This window comes from Acinetobacter higginsii (assembly GCF_000369525.1).
Classification (GTDB): Bacteria; Pseudomonadota; Gammaproteobacteria; order Pseudomonadales; family Moraxellaceae; genus Acinetobacter; species Acinetobacter higginsii.
On sequence record NZ_KB850072.1, the window covers coordinates 1,703,731 to 1,727,089 of the forward strand.

At 40.5% G+C, this 23,359-nt stretch carries 22 protein-coding genes; 5 read left to right on the forward strand and 17 right to left on the reverse strand.

Features of this window, described 5'->3' with window-relative positions; genetic code table 11:
* Window positions 1-173: 173 nt before the first annotated feature.
* Window positions 174-2,378, forward strand: a complete 2,205-nt coding sequence (gene rlmKL / locus F902_RS14195) for a bifunctional 23S rRNA (guanine(2069)-N(7))-methyltransferase RlmK/23S rRNA (guanine(2445)-N(2))-methyltransferase RlmL (protein WP_005204447.1) — start codon at window positions 174-176, stop codon at window positions 2,376-2,378.
* On the opposite strand, the gene F902_RS14200 is transcribed toward rlmKL, so the two are convergent.
* The 3 genes from F902_RS14200 to clpB are packed head-to-tail and all read right to left on the reverse strand — an operon-like array spanning window position 2,371 to window position 5,558.
* The gene (locus tag F902_RS14200; RefSeq protein ID WP_004806342.1) at window positions 2,371-2,811 is read right to left on the reverse strand and encodes a hypothetical protein; all 441 of its coding nucleotides are present in this window, start codon (window positions 2,809-2,811) and stop codon (window positions 2,371-2,373) included. The two genes, rlmKL and F902_RS14200, sit on opposite strands and share 8 nt — an antisense overlap.
* Window positions 2,772-2,951, reverse strand: a complete 180-nt coding sequence (locus F902_RS22680) for a hypothetical protein (protein WP_017402360.1) — start codon at window positions 2,949-2,951, stop codon at window positions 2,772-2,774. The genes F902_RS14200 and F902_RS22680 overlap by 40 nt, the downstream gene beginning before the upstream one ends.
* Window positions 2,952-2,978: 27 nt before the next feature.
* The gene (gene clpB / locus F902_RS14205) at window positions 2,979-5,558 is read right to left on the reverse strand and encodes an ATP-dependent chaperone ClpB (RefSeq protein WP_004806339.1); all 2,580 of its coding nucleotides are present in this window, start codon (window positions 5,556-5,558) and stop codon (window positions 2,979-2,981) included.
* A gap of 263 nt (window positions 5,559-5,821) precedes the next feature.
* On the opposite strand from clpB, the gene F902_RS14210 reads away from it, so the two are divergent.
* Window positions 5,822-6,622: a peptidoglycan DD-metalloendopeptidase family protein gene (locus tag F902_RS14210; RefSeq protein WP_005204449.1), complete on the forward strand. Its 801-nt coding sequence runs from the start codon at window positions 5,822-5,824 to the stop codon at window positions 6,620-6,622.
* Between the two features lie 72 nt (window positions 6,623-6,694).
* Here the strand turns inward: F902_RS14210 and F902_RS14215 are convergent, their stop codons facing one another.
* Window positions 6,695-7,117 carry an OsmC family protein gene (locus F902_RS14215; RefSeq protein WP_005204451.1) on the reverse strand — a complete coding sequence of 141 codons (423 nt, stop codon included), beginning with the start codon at window positions 7,115-7,117 and terminating at the stop codon, window positions 6,695-6,697.
* Window positions 7,118-7,265: 148 nt separating this feature from the next.
* On the opposite strand from F902_RS14215, the gene crp reads away from it, so the two are divergent.
* Both crp and F902_RS14225 read left to right on the forward strand, forming a co-directional pair.
* Window positions 7,266-7,973, forward strand: a complete 708-nt coding sequence (gene crp / locus F902_RS14220) for a cAMP-activated global transcriptional regulator CRP (RefSeq protein WP_004806333.1) — start codon at window positions 7,266-7,268, stop codon at window positions 7,971-7,973.
* Between the two features lie 200 nt (window positions 7,974-8,173).
* Window positions 8,174-8,950 (forward strand): M48 family metallopeptidase, encoded by a 777-nt coding sequence (locus F902_RS14225; protein ID WP_004806331.1) that lies wholly within the window; start codon window positions 8,174-8,176, stop codon window positions 8,948-8,950.
* 74 nt (window positions 8,951-9,024) lie between these two features.
* On the opposite strand, the gene F902_RS14230 is transcribed toward F902_RS14225, so the two are convergent.
* From F902_RS14230 to F902_RS14250, 5 genes are all read right to left on the reverse strand, one after another.
* Window positions 9,025-9,897, reverse strand: a complete 873-nt coding sequence (locus F902_RS14230) for a class I SAM-dependent methyltransferase (RefSeq protein ID WP_005204454.1) — start codon at window positions 9,895-9,897, stop codon at window positions 9,025-9,027.
* Between the two features lie 95 nt (window positions 9,898-9,992).
* A complete protein-coding gene (locus tag F902_RS14235) occupies window positions 9,993-11,513 on the reverse strand; it encodes a flavin-containing monooxygenase (protein ID WP_005204456.1) in 1,521 nt (506 codons plus the stop codon).
* Window positions 11,514-11,606: 93 nt separating this feature from the next.
* The gene (locus tag F902_RS14240; RefSeq protein ID WP_005204459.1) at window positions 11,607-12,431 is read right to left on the reverse strand and encodes an SDR family NAD(P)-dependent oxidoreductase; all 825 of its coding nucleotides are present in this window, start codon (window positions 12,429-12,431) and stop codon (window positions 11,607-11,609) included.
* A gap of 37 nt (window positions 12,432-12,468) precedes the next feature.
* Complete coding sequence (locus F902_RS14245; RefSeq protein WP_005204460.1) at window positions 12,469-13,443, reverse strand: metal-dependent hydrolase; 975 nt, start codon at window positions 13,441-13,443, stop codon at window positions 12,469-12,471.
* 280 nt (window positions 13,444-13,723) lie between these two features.
* Entirely contained in the window at window positions 13,724-14,683 is a 960-nt protein-coding gene (locus tag F902_RS14250; protein ID WP_005204462.1) for a metal-dependent hydrolase, read from the reverse strand.
* Between the two features lie 490 nt (window positions 14,684-15,173).
* Between F902_RS14250 and F902_RS14255 the strand changes: the two genes are divergently transcribed.
* Window positions 15,174-15,791: a TetR/AcrR family transcriptional regulator gene (locus F902_RS14255; protein ID WP_005204464.1), complete on the forward strand. Its 618-nt coding sequence runs from the start codon at window positions 15,174-15,176 to the stop codon at window positions 15,789-15,791.
* Between the two features lie 30 nt (window positions 15,792-15,821).
* Here F902_RS14255 and F902_RS14260 read toward each other — a convergent pair whose 3' ends face one another.
* From F902_RS14260 to F902_RS14295, 8 genes are all read right to left on the reverse strand, one after another.
* Complete coding sequence (locus tag F902_RS14260; protein ID WP_005187531.1) at window positions 15,822-16,754, reverse strand: TauD/TfdA dioxygenase family protein; 933 nt, start codon at window positions 16,752-16,754, stop codon at window positions 15,822-15,824.
* A gap of 175 nt (window positions 16,755-16,929) precedes the next feature.
* Complete coding sequence (locus tag F902_RS14265; RefSeq protein WP_005204466.1) at window positions 16,930-17,754, reverse strand: ABC transporter ATP-binding protein; 825 nt, start codon at window positions 17,752-17,754, stop codon at window positions 16,930-16,932.
* 69 nt (window positions 17,755-17,823) lie between these two features.
* Window positions 17,824-18,039: a TOBE domain-containing protein gene (locus F902_RS14270; protein WP_004654121.1), complete on the reverse strand. Its 216-nt coding sequence runs from the start codon at window positions 18,037-18,039 to the stop codon at window positions 17,824-17,826.
* Between the two features lie 197 nt (window positions 18,040-18,236).
* Window positions 18,237-19,364, reverse strand: a complete 1,128-nt coding sequence (locus F902_RS14275; RefSeq protein WP_005187522.1) for a sigma-54 interaction domain-containing protein — start codon at window positions 19,362-19,364, stop codon at window positions 18,237-18,239.
* A 137-nt stretch (window positions 19,365-19,501) separates the two neighbouring features.
* Complete coding sequence (locus F902_RS14280; protein WP_005204468.1) at window positions 19,502-20,524, reverse strand: ABC transporter substrate-binding protein; 1,023 nt, start codon at window positions 20,522-20,524, stop codon at window positions 19,502-19,504.
* Between the two features lie 16 nt (window positions 20,525-20,540).
* Window positions 20,541-21,398, reverse strand: coding sequence for an ABC transporter permease (locus F902_RS14285; RefSeq protein ID WP_005204470.1), 858 nt, complete (start codon window positions 21,396-21,398; stop codon window positions 20,541-20,543).
* 41 nt (window positions 21,399-21,439) lie between these two features.
* Window positions 21,440-22,270, reverse strand: a complete 831-nt coding sequence (locus F902_RS14290; RefSeq protein WP_005204473.1) for an ABC transporter ATP-binding protein — start codon at window positions 22,268-22,270, stop codon at window positions 21,440-21,442.
* Window positions 22,267-23,352, reverse strand: coding sequence for an ABC transporter substrate-binding protein (locus tag F902_RS14295; protein WP_005204476.1), 1,086 nt, complete (start codon window positions 23,350-23,352; stop codon window positions 22,267-22,269). Before F902_RS14295 ends, F902_RS14290 begins: the two co-directional genes overlap by 4 nt.
* Window positions 23,353-23,359 lie beyond the last annotated feature (7 nt).

Sequence of the window (23,359 nt, forward strand, 5' to 3'; positions counted from 1 at the left end):
AAAAAATAAAAATGCACTTGATCACATTTTTGAATCACCCAAACACAGATAAAATTATTCAAAAAATATCGATTAATGCAGAATAAAGCTGACAATCACACAAATATGCACCGACAGAGCAAGCAAAAATCAGTTAAAATATGCGATTGCTAAAAATGTTTTTGGAAATTTGAATGAATGCTAAACAACGTCTAACAGACTATTGGGTGACCTGTGCAGACGGGCTTGAAACCTTATTACAACAAGAGCTTGAAGATTTAGGCATTCAAAATATCCAACGTTTTGCTGGGCGTTTAGTGTTTAAAGGCACACTTGAAAATGCATATCGGGTTTGTATGTGGTCACGCCTTGCCTCTCGCGTGCTTTTACCGATTCATACCCATGAACTTGAACATACCCATGATGCACGTGATGTAGCTGAAGAACTCTATGAAGGCGCGATTAGCTTTGACTGGTCACTGATTTTTGCACCACAAAGTACCTTTGCAGTCCGCTTACATGTTGAACGTGAAATCAAGGTCAATACACAGTTCGCGACCCTACGAGTTAAAGATGGTGTAGTGGATTCCTTTATGGAAGCCGTTGGTAAGCGTCCGAGCATTGATATCAAGCAGCCTGAAATTACCCTATACGCTCTAGCAGGTAAAACTGAACATACTTATTGCTTAGACTTATCTGGTGATTCTTTACATAAGCGCGGCTACCGACGCTATATGACCGATGCACCCATTAAAGAAAACTTGGCAGCAGCGATTCTACAAAAAGCCCAATTATCAAAATACCAACCAGATATTATTCTTGACCCAATGTGTGGTTCAGGCACATTTATTATCGAATCTCTACTCATTTTAACAGACCGTGCACCAGGCTTAGTGCGTCGTTTTGGCTTTAATGGTTGGCATGGTCATGACCATGAACTTTGGTTAAGATTAAAAGCTGAAGCTGCTGAACGTCATGAAAAGGCTTTAGAACAGCCACTACCTAAATTCTATGCTTATGATGCTGATTGGGAAGCCGTAAAAGCAACGCGTCAAAACATCATTGCGGCTGGTTTCGAAAAATTACTTGATCAAATTCAGATTGAAGAACGTACCTTGGCCGATTGGGATAACTTCCATGCCGAAGGTAAAAAAGCATTTATCGTTACAAATCCTCCTTATGGCGAACGTTTAGGTGATAAAGCCTCTAGTCGTGCATTTTATCTAGGTTTATCTGGACTGTTACAAAAGAATTTCCCAAATCAGTCTGTGGCTGTCATTGCGGCACAAATTGAACAAGCAGATGTACTTGCTATTAACGATCCTCAAACCTTACGTTTAATGAATGGTAAATTACCAATTTATATCCGTTTTGGTACCGTTAAACCTGCAACAGTGACACAACCTTTCCTTGCCACTTGGCAGCCACAACAGTTTGAAAAAATTGAAGGTGCCGAAGACTTTACCAATCGCTTGCAAAAAAATATGCAAACATTGAAAAAATGGGCAGTCAAAGAAAATGTCTTCTGTTTACGTTTATATGATGCCGATTTGCCTGACTTTAACGTCGCAGTCGACTTATATGGCGATCGTTTGCATGTTCAAGAATACGCGCCACCAAAAACCATTGATCCAGAAAAAGCAAAAAAACGTTTCAACCTTGCTCTTGCTGCCATCCGTGCTGTGACCGGTTTAGGTCGTGATGCCATCTTTATTAAAACACGTGCAAAACAAGCAGGTGCAAACCAATACACGAAACAGAGTACTGCCTCTAAACGTTTTATCGTTCAGGAAGGCAAAGCACGTATCTTGGTAAATTTGACTGATTATTTGGATACGGGGTTATTCTTGGACCATCGTCAGATGCGTTTAAGAATTGCCAAAGAAGCGCGAGGCAAGCATTTCTTAAATCTTTATAGCTACACTTCTACAGCAAGTCTACATGCCGCTTTAGGTGGTGCAGCAAGTACGACCAGTGTCGATTTATCCAATACTTACTTAAATTGGTCGAAAGAAAACTTTGTACTCAATGGTTTGACTGTCGATCATGCAGATGAACAGCATATGTTCTTTGCAAGTGATTGCTTTGAATGGCTAAAAGAAGGTCATGAGCAATATGACTTGATTTTCATTGACCCACCAACCTTCTCGAACTCAAAGAAGTTCTATGGAACCTTCGACGTACAACGTGACCACGTTTCACTTCTTAAACGTGCCATGAATCGCTTAACCAGTGATGGAACCCTATACTTCTCAAATAACTATCGTGGATTTGAGTTAGATGAAGAAATTGAGGCGATGTATCAGGTTGAAGAAATCACCTCTGAAACGATTGGTCCAGATTTTAAACGGAATCAAAAAATTCATCGTGCTTGGAAAATTCAACACCCTGCTATTTAATCACTAGCTCGGCTTTTACGTCATCGTTATAAGTCACATGAACATTGCCTGACTCGAACTCATAAATCATGTAGCGATCAGGTGGCTGTTCATGTGGTTTGATGGTCGCAGCCCGCTTATCTCGATTATCAACAGCCAACACTTTCTTCTGCTCTTCATGAGGTGATAAAACGCCTCCTAAGATCGTACTGACACGAATATCACCCAAGTATTTATCACTCAAGATCCGTTGTGAACGCCAACGTTCTTCTTCAGGCTTTAAGGCATCTTGTTGCGCTTTAATGAGAATACTGGGAAGTGCATTATTCAGCATAGCAGTTTGTAAGGCGAGCGTCCCTTCACTCAATGGTTGTGCGGCATGCACCATTGAAGATAAGGCAGTCATCAACAAAATTACACAAGCATTTGTGCAATGATGTCTGTTCTTTTCCATTGCAATTCATCCTGAATTTTTTTCTTATTTGTTCCGAAACTATCAAGTTTTTCACAAAGTCGCAATGTTATTGGTAATATTCCTGCAAAAATCTGACCAGTTGCACTGATACAAAAAAAGATGGTGATTTTCATCACCATCTTTTTAGCCAAACGTTCAAATTTCGCTTAACTCAGTTTCATTTTATCAAAGACCAGATGACCACTTTCACCTTTGATTAAAATGTTATCCCCCGGCTGGAATTCCCCAGATAAGATTTTCTGAGCCAAGTTATTCTCCACTTGTTGCTGAATCGCACGTTTTAATGGACGTGCACCGTATACAGGGTCAAAACCAGCATCGATCAATAGATCAAAAGCGCTATCATCCACAGTTAAGCCCATATCACGATCGCTCAAACGTGAACGTAAACGATCTAACTGAATATCCGCAATACCACGAATTTGTGCCTTTTGCAGTGAATGGAAAACCACCAACTCATCAATACGGTTAATAAACTCTGGACGGAAATGCTGTGTAACAGCATTCATAACCACAGCACGAACCTCGTCATCGGTTGCGCCTTCACCCAGTTCACGCACATCTTGTGAACCAAGGTTCGAGGTCATCACAATCACCGTATTTTTAAAGTCGATCACACGACCTTGCGAGTCGGTTAAGCGCCCATCATCTAACACCTGTAGCAGGATGTTAAATACATCTGGATGCGCTTTTTCCACCTCATCAAATAACACCACACTGTAAGGTTTACGGCGTACAGCTTCAGTGAGCACACCACCTTCTTCATAACCAACATAGCCCGGAGGCGCACCGACCAAACGACTGACCGAATGTTTTTCCATGAACTCAGACATATCAATACGGATCATCGCGTCATCACTGTCAAACAAGAAGTTTGCCAATGCTTTAGTCAACTCAGTTTTACCCACACCTGTTGGTCCAAGGAACAAGAATGAGCCACTTGGACGATTCGGGTCAGATAAGCCCGCACGTGAACGACGGACCGCATTGGAAACAGCAACCACTGCTTCATCTTGTCCAACCACACGGTTATGCAAGAACTCTTCCATATTCAGCAGTTTTTCACGTTCACCCTGCAACATTTTCGCCACTGGGATACCAGTTGCCGCACTGACCACTTCAGCAATTTCATTCTCAGTCACTTTGGTACGAATCAGTTTCGGCTCTTCATTTTCCTCAGCAACCTCGGCTTGTTCCAAGCGTTTCTGTAACTCTGGAATCACGCCATATTGCAAACGTGCAGCTTCCGCCAAATCACCTTCTCGTTTTGCTTTTTCTAAAGCAACACGTGCTTGATCCAGTTCAACTTGTGCTTTTTTATCACCTTCAACCAGCGTTTTTTCAGCTTTCCAGATCTCTTCTAGATCGTTGTACTCTTTTTGCTTTTCAGCAATTTGATGTTCAAGATGATTGACCTCGGCTTTACTACCAGCATCTTCATCTTTTTTCACCGCTTCCAATTGCATTTTCAGTTGGATTAATCGACGATCAAGTTTATCCAGAGCTTCAGGTTTGGAGTCGATTTCCATTTTGATCCGCGATGCCGCTTCATCAATCAGATCAATAGCCTTGTCAGGTAATTGACGATCCGTGATATAACGATGTGACATTTTCGCCGCAGCAATAATGGCTGAGTCTAAAATTTGCACCCCATGATGGGTTGCATATTTTTCTTTTAGACCACGTAAGATCGCAATAGTATCTTCTACACTCGGCTCATCAACGAGCACTTTTTGGAAACGGCGTTCAAGTGCGGCATCTTTCTCGATGTATTGACGATATTCATCCAATGTTGTTGCACCCACACAGCGCAATTCACCACGCGCTAAAGCAGGTTTCAACATATTACCTGCATCCATTGCGCCATCACCCTTACCAGCACCGACGAGAGTATGTAACTCATCAATAAACAGGATGATCTCACCTTCATGTTTAGCAAGGTCTTTGAGAACCGCTTTTAAACGCTCTTCAAACTCACCACGATATTTTGCACCTGCAAGCAATGAGCCCAAGTCTAATGACAGTACACGCTTATTCTTCAAGCCTTCAGGCACTTCACCATTGACGATACGTTGTGCTAAACCTTCCACAATTGCGGTTTTACCTACCCCTGGTTCACCAATCAGGACAGGATTGTTTTTGGTACGACGTGATAAAACCTGAATGGTACGACGAATTTCATCATCACGACCAATCACAGGATCGAGCTTGCCCGCTAAAGCACGCTCAGTTAAGTCAATGGTATATTTATTGAGTGAGTCACGTTGATCTTCGTGATTATTGCTCATAACTTTGTCATTTCCTCGAATATTTTCAATTACTTTGCGTAAGCTTTCTGGTGTTACACCAACACTATTTAAAATGCTTTTGGTTTCACCTGTTTCTGTCAGCCCCAACAACACCCAATCGGTTGATAAAAATTCATCACCTGCTTTTTGTGCATAGCGGTCAGCTAAATTCAGTGCCTTTACCGCTTCAGGATTCAAATTGATATCACCAGTAGGATTCGCCAACGTTGGTGCATTCTCTAACGCTTGTTCAAGTTTTTGCTTTAACTCTGGTAAACGTGCGCCCGCTTGTTGCAATAAACTCAGATTGGCAGGTTCTTTCAAAAGAGTCGACAAAATATGAATCCCTGCAATCGCAGTATGATCCTGACCCATTGCCAATGATTGCGCGTCTGAGAGTGCTTGCTGTAAACGGTTTGTAAATTTTTCAAATCGCATTCTTGTTATTCCTCACAACAAATTCTTAACTTATCACTTAGATGGGAACGCTTTTTAAAATTTCAAATAAAATTTATATATTTTTCAATATTTTATAAAAAATTAAAGAAATAAAACTCAGTATTAATATGGGTGTATAAACGATCCATTTCAAGTATATTTTGTATAATTTTTCTGTCTATTCGGTTTTGCACAAAATCCTTATTGTGATTTTAAGGTGAACCTTTTAGTTTAACCCTTTGCTTCAATTAAAAATGCCCATCATGTCTCTAAAAACAATTTTGCTCAGTGTTGCTTCCCTGCTTCCACTTCATGCTACTTTTGCACAACTACCACAGGACTCAAGACGTGCTGGTGGTGTTGCTGTGATCCCGCTTCCAGCAAACACCACACAAGTTTTTTATGAACAAAAACCCGTCTTGATTACACAACAAGGGACACAACGCTATGCCGTGTTTGGCATTCCACTTTCCGCTCCCTTAGGTGGCTTGACCTTAACAAGCAATACCACACCAATTCAAATCGAAGTAAAGCCTTATCAATATGCCGAACAACGTTTAACGGTTAAAAACCAAGACTATGTCAATCCTAGTCAAGATCAACTCGACCGTTATGCTCAAGAAGCAAAAGAGCAAAATGATATTTATAGCTCTTTTTCCCAAAGCCACTGGACCCAGTTTCCTAACTTTATTCGACCTACGGCAGGTAAATTTAGTAATTCATTTGGCAGAAAACGCTTTTTCAATGGCGAAGAACGAGCTCCTCACTCCGGTTTAGACATTCCTGCGCCTGTTGGACAAAAAGTAGTAGCGCCTGCTGATGGGGTCGTCGTACAAACAGGAAACTATTTCTTTAATGGCAATACGGTACTGATTGATCATGGCCAAGGCTTAATCAGTATGTTCTGTCATTTGAGTAAAATTAATGTCGTAAAGGGACAGCAGATTCATCAGGGTGAAACACTGGGATTGGTTGGTAAAACCGGTCGAGTCACTGGACCACATTTACACTGGGGAATGAGCCTGAATAATGCGCGAGTAGATCCACAATTATTTCTAAAATAAAAAGAAAAGCTTATAAAGAAAAGTGATCTATAAAAATAGATCACTTTTTAGAAAAACTTAATAATTTATTGTTTAAGCAGCTTCAACAATTTCAAAATCATGAGTAATTTCAACACCGCCATCTGAAAGCATTTTACTGGCTGAACAATATTTTTCTGCAGAGAGTTCAACAGCTTTTTCAACTTGCTTACTTTTCACTGCTTTACCTGTCACCACGAAATGCAAATGGATTTTAGTGAACACTGCAGGAATGGAGTCTGCTCTTTCAGCTTTGAGCTGACATACAACATCCGTCACATCTTGGCGAGATTTCTTTAAAATGGTCACAATATCAAACGAAGCACACCCACCAAGTCCCATTAAAATCAATTCCATAGGACGTGGACCACGGTTTTCACCCCCATATTCAGCAGAACCATCCATCACCAAAGTGTGGCCACTTTCTGATTTTGCCTCAAAAGCAACATTCTCTAACCAATGTACACTTGTTTGCATTGCAACTACCCGAAAAACGTTATAAATTTACTCTGTTCTTGTACACTAACATAAAATGAGTTGATAAGGAATTTCATCTCTTCTGTGTAGAAAAGGCTCTACCAAGGGCCTGTGCGATCGGTTTTATCCAAATTCGGAAATTTTAAGCATGACTTCAAATTTTTCACAACTTAGCACTGATGCTTTATCTCCAGGTCAACTACCTGAATCAGTTAAAGCTTTGCTAAAACGTGCTCATATTAATAGATACCCTAAACGCACCACGATTGTTGACGCTGGAACGGAATCAAAATCACTGTATTTAATATTAAAAGGTTCAGTGTCAATTATCTTACGTGAAGATGACGAACGTGAAATTGTAGTTGCCTACCTAAACCCAGGCGATTTTTTTGGTGAAATGGGGCTTTTTGAAAAGAACCCTCAACGTACTGCAGAAGTACGTACACGAGATGTCTGTGAAATTGCAGAAATCTCTTACGACAATTTCCACGAGTTAAGTAAACAATACCCAGATCTAAGTTACGCTGTGTTTGCTCAACTGGTCCGTCGTCTTAAAAATACAACACGTAAAGTCACTGATCTAGCCTTCATTGATGTATCAGGTCGTATTGCGCGTTGTTTAATTGACTTATCGGCTCAACCTGAAGCAATGATTTTGCCAAATGGTCGTCAGATTCGTATCACCCGCCAAGAGATTGGTCGTATCGTGGGTTGCTCTCGCGAAATGGTTGGACGTGTCCTCAAGACACTTGAAGATCAAGGTATGATTCAAACTGATGGTAAAGCTATCTTAATTTTTGATGCTTCTTTAGAAGAAAATAATTTTACAGAAGAAGAATACGATGACGAAGACTAATTTGATCTAAGATCGAATTAACTCTTAAACAAAGCCAGTGCTCGTCACTGGCTTTCATTTTTTAACAAAGAATAAGCCTTACTGATTACATAATTACAATGATTATAGAGATATTCAGAATATTAACTGCTGCCAACATTTTCTATAATCCACCCTAATCAAGACTATATTCATAAGATACTGATTTGGAGAGAATAAGTATGAAGAAATTAGCTTTAAGCCTTTGTGCTATGACCGTAATGACAATTTCTGGCTGCGCATCTTTCGCGGACATGGCTGGCGCAGATAGCGCAACTTTAAATGCTCAATCTGCACAGAGCTTCGCAAAAATGACGCAAGAAGCACGTGCTAAGAACCAACTGGATAGTAGTTCAAGTACTTATCAGCGTATCAATACTGTATTTAATCGCTTAAAACCGTATGCTGATCAAATGAACCAGACTGGTCAACGTTTTCAATGGCAACTTGCAGTACTCAAATCGGATACTGTTAATGCCTATGTAGCACCAGGTGGTAAAGTTGTTTTCTATACAGGGATTGTGAACAAGCTTAATTTAACCAATGATGAAATTGCTGCGGTAATGGGCCATGAAATGACCCATGCGCTCGAAGAACATGCCAAAAGTAAAATTGGTGCTCAAGCTTTAACAAATCTTGCGATTGGCATTGGTAAATCGTATGCAGGTAGCAGCATAGGTGATCTAGGCAGCGCAGCAATCGATTTAGGCAGTCAAGTGGGGATCGGCTTACCATACTCACGTAATTTAGAGAGCCGTGCCGATTATGGTGGTTTAATGCTCATGGCGAAAGCAGGCTATAACCCGAATGCAGCAATTAGTCTATGGGAAAAAATGAATCGTTTAGATGGCGCTGGTGGTGGTTCATTCTTATCAACTCACCCATCAAATACTCAACGTATTGGTGATATGCGTAAAAACTTACCTGCAGCTTTGGCTGTTTATAACCAACGCCGTTAATCAACAGCCCCTTAAATTCTTAAGTTCGGATTTAAGGGGTTTTTCGTATCAACTCATTTATTACTGAACCAAGCTCACATTAATCGCAAGTGCAGCATATGCGTTGCAACAGTATGGCGGATATGATCTGACCGTGCATGAAAATAACGATCACTTAAACCATCACCTGATAAATCCTCAGTAACGATATACCCCATTTGTTCTACTGCCTGATGCAGTGTCTTTGGTCTAAATTGCCCTTTTAAGGGTTCTTTTAAAAACCGAGTAAATTGCGACACAAACAAGGTGCCTAAACGCTCTATGCCCTCCAACTCTCGATAGTCAACCGAGTAATCCAAGACCACTTCACTTCCCTCTGCTGCTATCTGACAAATACTTGCCAAAGTATTTAAGGTCGTTGCTGGTTCTAGATAATGAGTCGTCCCTAACCATGAGAAAAATGCAGCTTGATCCTGCTTAAAGGTACTTCTTGTTAAAGCATCTGCAATCGATTCTTTTTCAAAATCGATTGCAACAAATTCAACATTCGCTGGAAGTGTGCCATATTGGCGTAATTTGCGTTGTTTTGCTGCTTGGGTATCTGGATGGTCAACTTCATAAATCTTCAGCTGCGGATACTGCTGTGATTGTCGCAGGATAAATGAATCTAATCCTGCCCCGATCAATACATATTGTGTTACGCCCCGCTCAATCGCTGCCTGGAGCTGATCTTCGGCGTAGCGTGAACGCCCAACCACCTGTCCAGTCAATAAGCCAAAAGTACGGTTAAACACCGATGAATTTATCACTTTCACAGTTAACGAAGTGGTTAACAGTTTCTTCCAGCCCGTACTGGTTAACTCAAAAGCAAAAGGGTCGGAAAAGACTGGATTTTCAGCATTTTGAAAATGATTGGCACGTAATGCTGCAGCTGCTTCAGCCGTACGACTCGATTGTCCTTCTTTCATTTTGATTCCCCATTTTTATTACTATCTTGCAAAAAATAAGCAGCAAATTCCATCGCTAGACAAAATTTACTGCTTATTAATGACCAAATTAAAAATTATTTAGTTTTTTCAGTTTGATACGTCACTTGATAATCATTTAAGTCCATACGTTTCAAACGTTGCTTTAACTTTTTCAATGACCACGGCCATGCAGCAAAGTTACGGCCATTGGCATCTAAGTAGTAACTCTTACATCCACCGGCATTAAACACGGTAGTTTTAAGATGTTTTTGCACGAGCTCATTATGATGCTTGATCACTTCAGGCTTGATGTTCAGCTTGGCGATGCCTTTGTCTCTAATTTTGAGTAGACCATCCACAATATAATCAAGTTGTGCTTCAGCCAAACCAATGAAGGAGTCATACACCAAGACATTTGGTCCTAAAACCAAGAAAGCATTCGGGACATTTTCAATGCTGGTACCCAAATAAGCTTCTGGTGAACTACTTTTCCAAAGATCATTCAGACATTCACCTTTCTCATTTGATACGCGTTTACCAATCGGTGGATGCGATACTTCGAAGCCTGTTCCCCAAATAATCACATCGACTTCATGACGTTCACCATTCGCAGACACCACAGTATTACCTTCTACTTTCACCAATCCATGTGGAATCAGTTTGGTATTCGGCTGCTGTAAGGCTGGATAGTAGTTGTTAGCGAATAAAAGACGTTTACAACCAATAGTAAAGTTCGGAGTTACGTTTTTACGTAATTCAGGATCTTCAATTTGGAAACGTAAAATCAATTTCGCCAACTCTCCAACAGGCTTGAGTACTGCTGGGTTACGTAAACCAAAATTGATCGCATTTAAAGACTGAGCAACCGTTTGACGCCATGTCTTTTGAATCAATGGGAATTTTTCAATCAAGGCTTTACTAACATCACCTAAATCAGTGTCGGGCTTTGGTACCACCCAAGGAGCTGTACGTTGATAGACATACAATTCTTTCGCCAAAGGCTGAATCTGAGGAACAAACTGAATCGCAGAAGCTCCTGTTCCAATCACAGCAATACGCTTGCCAGTTAGATCGTAATCATGGTTCCATTTCGCAGAATGGAACATTTCACCTTTAAAGGTTTCCAACCCTTCAAGTTTTGGAATTTGCGCCTCGGTAATTGGACCCGTTGCAAAAACCACAGTTCTGGATAAGTTTTGACCTTTATTGGTATCAATCACCCATAGATTACACTCTTTATCCCATGCTGCATTCAATAGCTCTGTACCAAATTCAATTTTTGAGCTGATGTTAAAGTTTTCGCTCACTTCTTCTAAATAGCTCAGAATCTCTGGCTGACGAGCGAACAAATGACTCCATTTTGCACTTGGTGCAAATGAATATGAATACAACGCCGATGGTACATCACAGCCACAACCTGGATAGGTATTTTCGCGCCAAGTTCCCCCTACGCGTGTCGCTTTCTCAATGATCTTGTAGTTGCTATAACCCACTTGATCAAGACGAATTGCAGTTGCAATACCCGAAATCCCCGCGCCTACGATAAAACTATCATAGATGTGTTGTGGTAAAGCCTTTCCTTCAGCTGAGTTTAATTTTTTTGCTTGAGCTGTCATTTAAAAATATCCTTTATTCATACAACTGAAATAAGCCTACTGCTAATCGAATTTCATCTTATTTCAGTATTTAAAATCTTTTATCCGAGGCAATTACTTCATAAATCGGTACGATGTGCCTAAGAATTTTGCATACAAATTCGGCGCAGTACGTTTCATTAGCCAAAATAACTTGGCATCGATTTGTGGAATGGTATAAAGCTCACCTTTATCCAAACGATCCAAGGTCAGTTTGGCCACCTTGTCACTGGTGGTAAAAGCCAAATTAGTTAAGGCATAATCCAAAAGCCCTTTATGCGGGACTTTGCCATTTTTAATGATATTGGTCGGTACTAAGGTTGGACAAAGCACATTGACCTTGATATTCGATTTTCGCAGTTCAGCCGAAAGTGTTTCTGACAAGGCGCGAACACCTGCTTTAGATACGTTATAGACGGTCATTTCTGGTGCTGCAGTATAAGATGCAGCGGAAGCCACATTAATAATGGCACCATGTCCAAGTTGTTTAAACTTCGGTACAAAAGCACGGCAGCCGTGGATCACACCCCATAAATTAATATTCATGCACCAATGCCAATCTTCAGAAGACATTTCATCAAACTTGCCGCCTAGACCAATCCCTGCATTATTAATCACCAAGGTGACTGGATTCTGCATCAATTGTTCGGCCTGTTCTGCCAATTGATTAACTTGCTCTTCTTTGGCCACATCACATTGCACAGCAAAGGCTTTGGCTCCAAGGGCCTCAACTAAACTAACCGTTTCTTTTGCTGCATCAAGGTTAATGTCCGAACACACCACTGTGCCGCCACGTTTTGCCAGTTCAAGTGCAAAACTACGACCAATCCCACTTCCTGCACCAGTTACCACAGCAAATGCTTTTTGGCTTGGCTTGGATTTTTTCCCGAATAATTTCATCTTTGTTTTCCAATTTTTCGTATTGATATGGACCAAGTTATGCAGTTGCTACACGTACAGGGGGTACAAACTCTTTAAGGAAATAAGGACTTAATAAACCTGTTTCAGGGTTTAATAAACGTTCTTTGTAATACGCCATATACGCAGTGGTATCATGGTCATTGGGATGAAAACTTGGACGTAAATATTCAAGAATGTGCATAAAGCTACTTCCAAATACGCCACGCTCGCTACCGAACAGTAAAGCTGTGCTTTCCACAATATCTTTCATATAACGAGGATTAATCAGGTTACTTGGCTTACGTACAAACGGCATTAGATAACCACCCAATGACACCCCGCCAAGAATCGTTAAGCTTGCCAACAAGAAGCCTGTGATTCTGAGCCAGTAATTGCCTGAAAGTTCAAGGAAGACATCGTACGCAATATCTTTATGCTCAGACTCTTCTAACATGTGCCACATCCACATGGCACGCTGTCTTTCGTCTTGAGAACCCAACAGGTATTCTTCGTGCTGCATCATGAATTCGGCAAGTACAGCGGTGTAATGTTCAATGCCTGCCATCAATGAAAGCTGTAACGACTGTGGAAGTTTATAGATGCCGTATTCGAAAACTTTCCCTGCGATAGCACGCAGCAACTCAACTGGATAACCATTTTCTTTCAAGACTTCATCATTAAACTGATTGTGGATTTTTGAATGAATCGCTTCTTGTCCAATCAAAGATGTGAGTCGTTGTTTTAAAATCGGATCTTCAATAAAATCACGATGATGACGTGCAGTATCAATTACTACATCTTCACCAAAAGTGAGAAAGATGGATAAAGCATGAAAATAAGAGGTGGCAAGCTCTTTATTTAAAAAGAATCTTTCATCCAATTCTGCTGGGTTGAATTTGAAATCAAAATGGCGAATTGGAATCGGTGACTTATTCGCAAGATTTTGAATAATGCCCTGATATTTGGTACTGAGTTTGTCTGAGAAGACATTTCGAAGAACTTGAGCGACCATGTCTTAATTCCCATAGAGAGAGTAAAAATAAAATCAGACAGCAATGCATCCATCAAAAATCGTAAAGTTGTCTATAAGATTATTTCTGCAACTTTAACAACTTCAATTCTTCAACTTTAAGTTGGGATGCCCCCATACACGGGTCAGCTGAGAATAGTTATTTGCATAGTGCATGAGCAAAATAACGGCAACAAGAACCAAACTGCTCATAAGACATTGAGCTTTTTTGCCAACTTATTAGCTTTATTTCACAACATATTGCTTACCTATGATTCAACAATTAAGCCGCTTGTACCTTAGGCGTAAACTCTTTCACAAAGAATGGATGCAATGCACCGCCCTCGGATAAAAGTTTCTTTTCGTAGTATTCAAAATAAGCTGTCGCATCATGATCATTTGGATGAAAATCAGTGCGTAAATAATCAAAAATACGACCCTGAGTACTTCCAAAAACGCCATCATTCGGACTAAAGATCAGCTTGACACCACGTCGTGCATCTTTCCAGAATTTCGAAGTCAACATTTCTTGTGGCTTACGTAAGATAGGTACCATGGTTGCCGAAAATGGGATCAATCCAAGAATGGTGAAATAAGCAAGCAAGAAACCTGATATCCGTAAGGCATAGTTACCATTCAGTGTTTGATAGACATCATAGGCAACATCTTTATGCTCTGATTCTTCAAGCATATGCCACATCCATAGTGCACGTGTTTTCGCATCATCAGAGAAATAGAAATTCTGCTCATGCGCCATCATGTACTCTGCCAGTACAGCGGTAAAATGCTCAATCCCAGCCATCAATGACAGCTTCAAAGGTTGAGGGAATTTCAAGAAAATGTGATCAAAAAATTGTTCACCCAAGAAACGATAGAGTCTTACTGGATAATCCAGTTCAACAATTGCATCATTAAACTCATTATGTAGTTTGGAGTGAATTGCTTCCTGACCAATTAATGAAGTCACACGCTGTCTTAAGATCGGGTCTTTCAATTGATCACGGTGGTGACGTGCTGTTTCAATCACCAAGTCTTCGCCATAAGTTAAAAATACTGACAGGGTCGCGAAGAAAATCGTAGCGAATTGATTATTCATATAGAATGAGAGATCAACTTGTTTCCCTTCAAATCCGATGGCCAAGTGACGAATTGGAATACTTTTTTTACTCGCAAAATCAATTTGCTCAGTTATTGGGTTAGATTTAAATAAACTTAAACCTTTCTTTAATGTGCTGCTAATCATGGCTACACCTACCTACTTCACTTGAGCGTCATTTGCCCTTTGACATGCGTTGCATCGGGTTCATCTCTTTTCATCCTTCTCCTCATTTGAGAAGTCTGAAAAAATATTCGGGAGATTTTTTTGAACCTGATCCTGATATGAAATTACTTTAAACCGATCTTATGTTCGGATTCAATTCGGGTAATTTATGCAACTATTTTTTAACTTTAAGAGATCAATACAAGATCAATTTTCTTATTTTTAAGTGTGTATCAATACCACTTTTTAATTAAATTTAACCATATATATCAAAAACATAAATAAATTAAATTCTTAATAAATGCCTTGTTTATATATAAAACATCTGCCTGATAAGTAGAATTATTACAAATCAAAAAAGAATATGACGACGAGAGTAATTTTATTTGTTCGGATTAATTTATTGCCACTTTCCTCACTTTCAGTGACATGCTAATCTGACGTTATGTTCGGATTTTAATAATAAAGCATTATGGCAACTCGCAAACCACGTCAGTCACGTTCTAAAGTGACTGTAGATACGATTATTGAAGCAGGCTTTATTGCCGTTGCAACCAACGGGACCAGCGGCACCACCACTCGGCATATTGCAGATATTGCAGGGGTCAGTGTTGGCTCTTTATATGAGTATTTTAAAAATAAAGAAGAAATTTATGACGCCATGGCAAGAACCTTCGTCAAAGAAGTTTTGGACATGGTAAAAGAACTGACACCAATCATGATCGAACAAGAGCTAGAGCCCTTATTTGAGATGATTTTCTATACCTTCCGTGATCTGCTTACACGTGATGATGACCGCTATCTGATCTGCCTACGCTATGCGACAGAACTCAAATATGAAAAATATATAGGCCAAATTGAGATGGCACTGATGGAAGTCTTGATGAAGTATATGATTCGCCACCCTCGTTACCTAAAGGTCAATAATCTTAGCGTGACAGCTTATATCAGTATTAATAGTAGTATTTTCAATGTCGCTCGTCATTTGATCTTACCCAATCCACAAATTAGCTTTGATGAAATGGTTAAAGGTTTAAGTACCATGATTATTAGTTATATTGAAGCCGAGTTGGCCAAAGCAGAGCCATAAAAAAGCCAGCGTATGCTGGCTGCTCAAATCTTAAAAGGGTCTTGCACCCGCTAGACTGACTCGTTTCAATAAACGACGCTGTTCTGCAGGAAATGCAGTACGTGAGTGCAAGGTCAACTGATTGTCCCAATAGACAATATCCCCAATTTCCCACTGATGTTCATAACGATATTGAGGTTGCACAATGTGCGCTCTTAAGCGTTCAATCAGTGCAGCACCCTTTTGATCGTCATAGCCTACAACTTCAACTTCAGTCTGTGCATCCAGATAAATACCACGACGGCCACTTTCAGAATGGGTACGAACTAATGGATGCGGGAATGCAGCGCCTAATATCGGTTGATCAGAAAAGCGATATTTTGGAATCGGGCTTTTATCCTTTAAGCGTAAAAATGGATTATACGTAATCAGTTGCAGCCCTTCGATCTCATCTTTAGTTTCCTGATCAAGGTCTTCATAGGCTTGTACCGTATTATACCAACTGGTTGCACCGCCATCTTTTGGAAGTTCAATTGCGTAAAGCAAGGATCCACTAGAAGGCTGTGGTGTCCAGTGATGGTCACTATGCGGGGTGAGTTCGCCATGACCGGTATAATCACCTTCTCCAACCGCATTGGATACCGGCACTATATCAGGTGGTGCATTGGTATCGTTGCGCGTTGCCAATACAGGTACATCTGTTGGTGGACGGAAAATTCCACCAAAGTAACTGGCAAAAGCAAGTAAGTCATTGTCTTGCAAGTCTTGCGCCTTGAAAACCAGAATTAAATGTTCATGCAACGCTTTTTTCAGCTTGAGAATCACTTCTCCACTTTGTGGCTTGCTAGCATCTAATCCAGTCACAATTGCTCCCAATGCGCCTTCGATTGGTGTGATTTGCACGGTATCTAAACTATGTTTCTTGTATTCATGCCAACGTGGTGCATTTTCGATCGCGGCTGAAAGCTGTGTGAGTACGGTCATTTTCTTTCCTATAGATCATTCATTATATTTTTCAAAGCATCAAGCTTTATTCATGATTCCCCAATCACAAAAATTAGTGATCTAGTTAAATATATGCAAACCGTGAAATATAAGAACCAATATTTTTATATTAATTTATTTATTTTTATGATTATAAAATTCAGCTTTCCTGGGATTACCAAGCAAACTGAAACTGATTAAAATCGTTAACAACAGGAATAACTAAATGATCTTCGACTGCATGACTAAAATCAGTCAAAATATCATTTCTAATCGCAGCAAGTCGGACATCTTCACGAACACGTGGGTGTGGTAAATGAACAGGAACAATTCGTTTGATTCGACCTGGATTCGGTTGCATCACCACAACACGATCACCGAGGAAAACCGCCTCTTCCACATCATGCGTCACGATAATCATGGTAATTTTTTCGGTTTGCCAGATCCGTTGTAATTCCTTTTGTAGATTGGCACGTGTCAGTGCATCTAGTGCGCCAAAAGGTTCATCTAGCAACAAAATTTTAGGTCGATTAATCAGACTTCTCGCAATCGCAACACGTTGACTCATGCCCCCTGAAAGCTGTGCTGGATAAGCGTCTTTAAACTTAGTCAAACCGACCAATTCAATATGTTCATCAATCAACTGATTCTGTTCAGCAACCGTTAATTTACGATTTAACAATGCAACCCGAATGTTATCTTGTACGTTCAACCAAGGAAATAATCGATGATCTTGAAAGACAATACCTCGCTCTAGACTGGTGCCTTGAATCGGTTGTCCATCGACTAGAATCTTACCTTCAAATTGATCATCCAAGCCGACGAGTAAACGTAATAAAGTTGATTTCCCGCAGCCACTACTGCCAACGATACTGACAAATTCCCCCGCTTTAATCTCTAAAGAAATATCATCCAATACGGTTAAGGCATGTTCTTGGTACTGTCCATATGATTTATTGAGATGATTAATTTTTACTGAACCAACATTTAATGATGTCATTTTAGCCCCCTAAAATAGAAATCAAAAATATAATAAGATCAATCTTTACTATATTTTCGATATAACTTCCTATAGTTTTGCCAAAGCAACTTCTGTAGACTTAATTAAAACAATGACTTCACTACCTAATTCTAAATTTAGATTTTTCACTGATCGTGTCGTAATCACTGAAGTAAAAACTCCCGCAGGTGTTTCTACATCCACCTCAGAAACTACACTTCCTTCAATAATCTCTTTAACCACACCACGAAATTGATTACGCACATTAATTTGAGGAATACTCATCTTTCACCACTTTGCATCTGTTTATTAAATTGTGTACCACCATATTAGGCAAAGCATAAATATTTAGAACTATTATTTTTGAATATTTTTTGATTAAAAAATTATATTTATTTTCAATCATTGATTATTATTTTTTTAGAAAAGTAATTTCCAACCAATAAAAAGGTGAACTTCTGTCACCTGATTATTGAATACAACTAGCCCAATAACTCTTCCAACATAATATTGACTACTTTATCGTTTCCCACTAAGCCGTATTTGACCAATCGTGCACGCACGATATTGCGACTAATCCCTAAAAGCTTTGCCGTTTGCACCTGATTACGATGGCAATATTCATAAGCAATACGAATCGTGGCTTCCTCAATCAAGCGATCAAGATTTTCATTTTTCAAGGCATGGGAGGACTCAAATAAATTCAGAAGTGCATGCTGCAACATTTGTTTAGGCAATAAATCTGTTCGTGGAATGGTTTGCGTACTTTTTTCCAAGTCAGAAATTTGTCGTAAATTCAGGCTACTGGATAAGGATGCAAAGCAGAAATCCGTAGGTTGAATTTGATGGTTCTTGCAGACCAGTAAGGCATGATGAATAGCATTTTCCAATTCTCGAATATTACCGGGATAGCCATAGGTCAATAGTTTCTGAACTGCGCTTGGACTCAGTGTCGCAATGGGATAACCCAAACGCTTGCAATATTGGGCAATAAAAAAATTAGCCAACGGCAGAATGTCCCCTGGACGTTCTGCCAAGGGTGACACTTTCAGCAATGCCACATTCAGACGATAGAATAAATCTTCACGAAACTTACCAGCTTGAACTGCCTCATCGAGATGGACATTGGTTGCGGCAATGACACGTACATTCAGCTTAATTGGCTTGAGTGAACCGACGCGAACAATTTCACGCTCTTGCAAGACCCGTAACAATTTCACCTGCATCGCAGGAGATAAATCACCGACTTCATCCAAAAACAATGTGCCGTGATTCGCCGCTTCAAACCAACCCGCCTTGCTATTGATCGCACCAGTAAATGCACCTTTTTCATGTCCGAAAAGTTCACTTTCCGCCAATGATTCTGTAAATGCACCACAATTTACTGCCACAAAAGGACCACGACTACGCTGGCTCATCATATGCACCTGACGGGCAACCAGTTCTTTCCCCGTCCCAGTATTGCCAATAATCAGGACGCTGGCCTCGCTTGGTGCAATCTGTTCAATACGATCCAGCAAATCTCTTGATTTTTGATCTTCAAAAACCATTGCTGTGGCACGCTCAGTACGCGTTAAAGTCTGATTTTGTGGATAAGTAATGAATGACATGCATTTACTTCCCTATTGTTCTAAAAGAGAAGTTATCTTGCATGACTATTTGCTCAAATAGAAATCAGTAATTCACCTTTGTTATTTCCATTTATTAAAATAGAAACAAACGTCAGTTAATCAAACCACAAAGATAATTAATTTTGGCTATATTCATTATATTGATTGCTATATATCTTTTTATAATCAATCTGATTTTGTTTTAACTGACCTTCTTCAATTAAATTATCCACCCATATTTTAAAATCATCATTTTTAAATTTTCCAGCAGTACTTGGAATTCCCCACTGTGTCCAATATTTTAACATGGCATTATTTTCAGGGCGTTTACGCCTCTCCAAAATCTGCTCGAAGCGTGCGATCACCTGATCCCTCGGTTGTTGCCTAGACCATTCAATCGCTTTGGCAATGCCTGTGACCACTTTACGGGTAGTATTCGGATGTTCAGCTACATAGCGATTTGCCATAACATAAGTTCCAGTCGTCAGATCGCAAACGAGGTCATAATCACGATAAAGACGACGTACACCACCTCGTTCAATTGATGGGCCTGTCAATGGTGCTAAATCTACATGACCATTTCTTAGTGCTTGCTCTGAAGAACCTGGAGGCAATACCACCAGCGTGACCTGATTGATTTCCTCAGGGCTGAGTCCTCCTTTTTTTAAGTACGTCTTGAGCATATATTCCACTTGTGCGCCTAGAATATTAGTGCCGACCTTTTTACCAATTAAGTCTCTGGCTGAATGAATTGGACTATTTTCAAGAACATAATAGCCAGCAAAAGGATCATCGAAAGTACCATAGGCAGCAATCACAACAGTGCCGGGCACGCCACTGGCGACCATTTTAACGGCGGAGCCTGCAAAACTTGGACTACTAATATCACTATCACCTGACAAAGCAGATTGAATGCCCTGCGGCCCGCCTGTAGAAACGCCCTGATAGCTCAATTTAATTGGCTCAAGATAACCCAAATCTTCGGCCAGCTCTAAGGGAGTAACGATGCCTGGCGAACCGAGGTATTTAAACTCTAAAGATTCGAGTCCATCCACTGTAGTCAGTTTCGATGCTGGTTTTGTACATCCCAATAAGATGAGTGACATTGTCACCATACAACTCAGATCACATAGATGCTTTCCCCAGCCTTGCTTCAACATGTCAATGTACTCCTGACTAGCGTTCGATTTTCCACGCGGTTAAACGTTTTTCAATCGCAAGCAGGCTGTAATTAAACAGCAAGCCAATGGTGGTAATACTAATGATGCCAAAGAACATTTCGGGGATCTGGAAGTTATATTGCGCATAATTAATCAGATAACCCAGACCTGCTTTTGCCCCAACCATTTCTGCGGCAATTAACATCAGCACCGAGAATGAACCTGCCAAACGTACACCTACAAAAATCGTTGGAATCGCTGCGGGTAAAATCACTTTACGGAATAACTGAATCGAACTCAGCCCCATGGTTCGTGCAGACTTGATCAACAATGGATCGACATTTCGAACACCACTAATCGTGTTCAGCAAAATTGGCCATGTGCAGGCATAGGTCACCAATGCAATTTTCGAACTTTCACCAATCCCAAGAAAAAGAATAAACACAGGCAATAAAGCTAATGCAGCCGTGTTGCGGAACACTTCCAATAAAGGGCTCAGAAATTCGGAAAAGCGTGTGTACCAACCAATTGCCAGCCCCAAAGGAATCGCGACAATGATCGCAAAAATAAAGCCACTGAGTGAACGAATCAAACTGGCTTGCAAATGTGTTAATAATTGACCATTTTGAATCAAGCCCCAACCACTGAGCAACACGGTAGAAAATGCTGGCAAGAAAGCGGAATCGACCAAACCAATCCGCGGTACGATTTCCCAGATGGCTAAAAAGAGTAAAATCGCAGCTGATCGTTTAAAACTTGTGGAAAGCCAACTTAGATTAAAACCATCCCCCAAAGAACTGATCTTAGGTGGAGAAGAAATTGAACTAGACTGAATTGTTTTTGGAAACGTTAATGTCTCTTTTGTACTCGACATAATCACCTCTACTTCTTGTTAATTTTTAAAATACACTGTGCTTAAGCAACCAACTGCTTCTGTTTTTCCTGCTCTTGGGCTTTCAATACTTCTTCACGTAACAAGCTCCAAATCTGATGACGCAGTTGGCTGAATTCTGGGCTGGAACGTACATCCTCCTGATCGCTTCGTAGCTCAGCAGGAACTTCAATCACCTGTTTGATTCGCCCCGGACGTGAGGTCATGATGGCAATGCGCTGCCCCAAATAAATGGCTTCATCAATACTATGGGTGATAAAAATGATGGTCTTCTGAGTCTGTTGCCAGATTTTGACCAATTCAGCCTGTAAGGTTTCACGGGTCTGTGCATCGAGTGCGGCAAAAGGTTCATCCATCAATAGAATGTCTGGGTCATAGGCCAGACTACGTGCAATTGCGACCCGCTGCTTCATGCCACCTGAAAGTTCATTGGGATAATGATGTTCAAACTCCGCAAGCCCCACTAAATTTAGGAAATACTTTGCCGTTTGATAACGCTGTTGTTTATCAACACCTTTTGCATCCAAGCCAAACTCAATATTTTCTAGGGCCGTTAACCACGGAAATAAAGCGTATTGCTGAAAGACGATACCGCGATCCAACCCCGGTTTTTTAATCGCTTGCCCATCAATAGTGATTTGACCTGAACTTGGTGTAGTTAAACCGGCCAAAAGATCCAGCAAAGTTGATTTGCCGCATCCACTAGGACCAACAATGGCGACAAACTCACCCGCCTTCACGTCTAAAGACAGATTTTCAACCGCTACAAAATCTTCTGCTTGGACTTTTGCTCCTTTGACTTTTTTGGCAGCAAAAGACTTATAAACATTTTCAATTTTTAATTTTGTGCTCATTGGCTATGCTCCTTACTGCGCTGATCGTCAGCTAGATTTTTATTTTCACTGGCGTAGGGATTAAATTGGTTGGTAAATAAGGCATCTGCCTTGACCTGATTAGGTTTGAACTCTCCACGTTTCTCAAATAGGTCAATCCAACGTTGATATTGCGCTGCGTTTAACAATCCACTTTGGCTCACTACGCCATAGCTGCGCCAGTACTGCATCAATACATCGCTTTCATTGCGTTTTCTTTTTTCAATAATGCTTTTAAAGCGGGCTAAGATTTGTTCACGAGGTGTTTGCTTAGTCCATTCCACAGCTTTGGCAACACCTGTGACAAATTGCTTGACCACTTCAGGATGTTGTTGAATAAATTTCTCGGTAAAGACATAACTGCCTGCGGTAAAACTGCCATACAGATCCGTATCTGAGACCAGTTTTCTGAGACCACCGCGTTCCAAGGCCTTGTCTTGGAAAATAGAAACCAGTGCTGCAGCATCTACCTGTCCAGCACGTAAAGCCTGTTCGGTATTGGTGGGAGGCAACACTACGAATTCAACTTGATTGATTTCATCATTACTTAAACCTTGGCGAGCTAAATAGTCTTTTAAAACAAATTCATAATGTGCACCCAAAGTGTTTACTGCCACTTTTTTGCCGATCAAATCACGCGCTGAATGAATCTGACTATTATTCGGGACGTAATAGCCCACCCAGCTTTTGTCATCACTGCCATAGGAGGCAACCACTGCTTTGATCTTAATCCCTGCCGCAGCAAGCTTAATGATTGCACCATCAAAAGCAGTTGCCACATCTACATCACCCGTGGTTAATGCTTGTAAGTCCTGCGGACCACCTTGCACGCTCCCCACATATTTCAACTTTAAGTCACCTAAATAACCCAAGTCTTCAGCCAGCTCAGGCAATGACACCACACTGGTTAAGGATTGATAGCGGAGTTCATGTACCTGATTGGCTGGAGTGTCAGATTGTTTACTACATGCAATGAGACTGAGTGCCATTAAACTGAATACACTGAGCTGCCCAAGCGATTTAAAGCGACGTTTGAAAAACTGCCGAAAATTCTGTTGTTTCATTTTATTA

Coding starts and splice junctions, on each gene's coding strand:
- F902_RS14230 (WP_005204454.1), bottom strand. CDS start 9,897: ATGAAAGAAGGACAATCGAGTCGTACGGCTGAAGCAGCTGCAGCATTA.
- crp (WP_004806333.1), top strand. CDS start 7,266: ATGACTTCAAATTTTTCACAACTTAGCACTGATGCTTTATCTCCAGGT.
- F902_RS14280 (WP_005204468.1), bottom strand. CDS start 20,524: ATGTTGAAGCAAGGCTGGGGAAAGCATCTATGTGATCTGAGTTGTATG.
- rlmKL (WP_005204447.1), top strand. CDS start 174: ATGAATGCTAAACAACGTCTAACAGACTATTGGGTGACCTGTGCAGAC.
- F902_RS14250 (WP_005204462.1), bottom strand. CDS start 14,683: ATGATTAGCAGCACATTAAAGAAAGGTTTAAGTTTATTTAAATCTAAC.
- F902_RS14200 (WP_004806342.1), bottom strand. CDS start 2,811: ATGGAAAAGAACAGACATCATTGCACAAATGCTTGTGTAATTTTGTTG.
- F902_RS14210 (WP_005204449.1), top strand. CDS start 5,822: ATGTCTCTAAAAACAATTTTGCTCAGTGTTGCTTCCCTGCTTCCACTT.
- F902_RS14265 (WP_005204466.1), bottom strand. CDS start 17,754: ATGACATCATTAAATGTTGGTTCAGTAAAAATTAATCATCTCAATAAA.
- clpB (WP_004806339.1), bottom strand. CDS start 5,558: ATGCGATTTGAAAAATTTACAAACCGTTTACAGCAAGCACTCTCAGAC.
- F902_RS14240 (WP_005204459.1), bottom strand. CDS start 12,431: ATGAAATTATTCGGGAAAAAATCCAAGCCAAGCCAAAAAGCATTTGCT.
- F902_RS14295 (WP_005204476.1), bottom strand. CDS start 23,352: ATGAAACAACAGAATTTTCGGCAGTTTTTCAAACGTCGCTTTAAATCG.
- F902_RS14260 (WP_005187531.1), bottom strand. CDS start 16,754: ATGACCGTACTCACACAGCTTTCAGCCGCGATCGAAAATGCACCACGT.
- F902_RS14285 (WP_005204470.1), bottom strand. CDS start 21,398: ATGTCGAGTACAAAAGAGACATTAACGTTTCCAAAAACAATTCAGTCT.
- F902_RS22680 (WP_017402360.1), bottom strand. CDS start 2,951: ATGGTGATGAAAATCACCATCTTTTTTTGTATCAGTGCAACTGGTCAG.
- F902_RS14225 (WP_004806331.1), top strand. CDS start 8,174: ATGAAGAAATTAGCTTTAAGCCTTTGTGCTATGACCGTAATGACAATT.
- F902_RS14245 (WP_005204460.1), bottom strand. CDS start 13,443: ATGGTCGCTCAAGTTCTTCGAAATGTCTTCTCAGACAAACTCAGTACC.
- F902_RS14290 (WP_005204473.1), bottom strand. CDS start 22,270: ATGAGCACAAAATTAAAAATTGAAAATGTTTATAAGTCTTTTGCTGCC.
- F902_RS14215 (WP_005204451.1), bottom strand. CDS start 7,117: ATGCAAACAAGTGTACATTGGTTAGAGAATGTTGCTTTTGAGGCAAAA.
- F902_RS14270 (WP_004654121.1), bottom strand. CDS start 18,039: ATGAGTATTCCTCAAATTAATGTGCGTAATCAATTTCGTGGTGTGGTT.
- F902_RS14235 (WP_005204456.1), bottom strand. CDS start 11,513: ATGACAGCTCAAGCAAAAAAATTAAACTCAGCTGAAGGAAAGGCTTTA.
- F902_RS14275 (WP_005187522.1), bottom strand. CDS start 19,364: ATGTCATTCATTACTTATCCACAAAATCAGACTTTAACGCGTACTGAG.
- F902_RS14255 (WP_005204464.1), top strand. CDS start 15,174: ATGGCAACTCGCAAACCACGTCAGTCACGTTCTAAAGTGACTGTAGAT.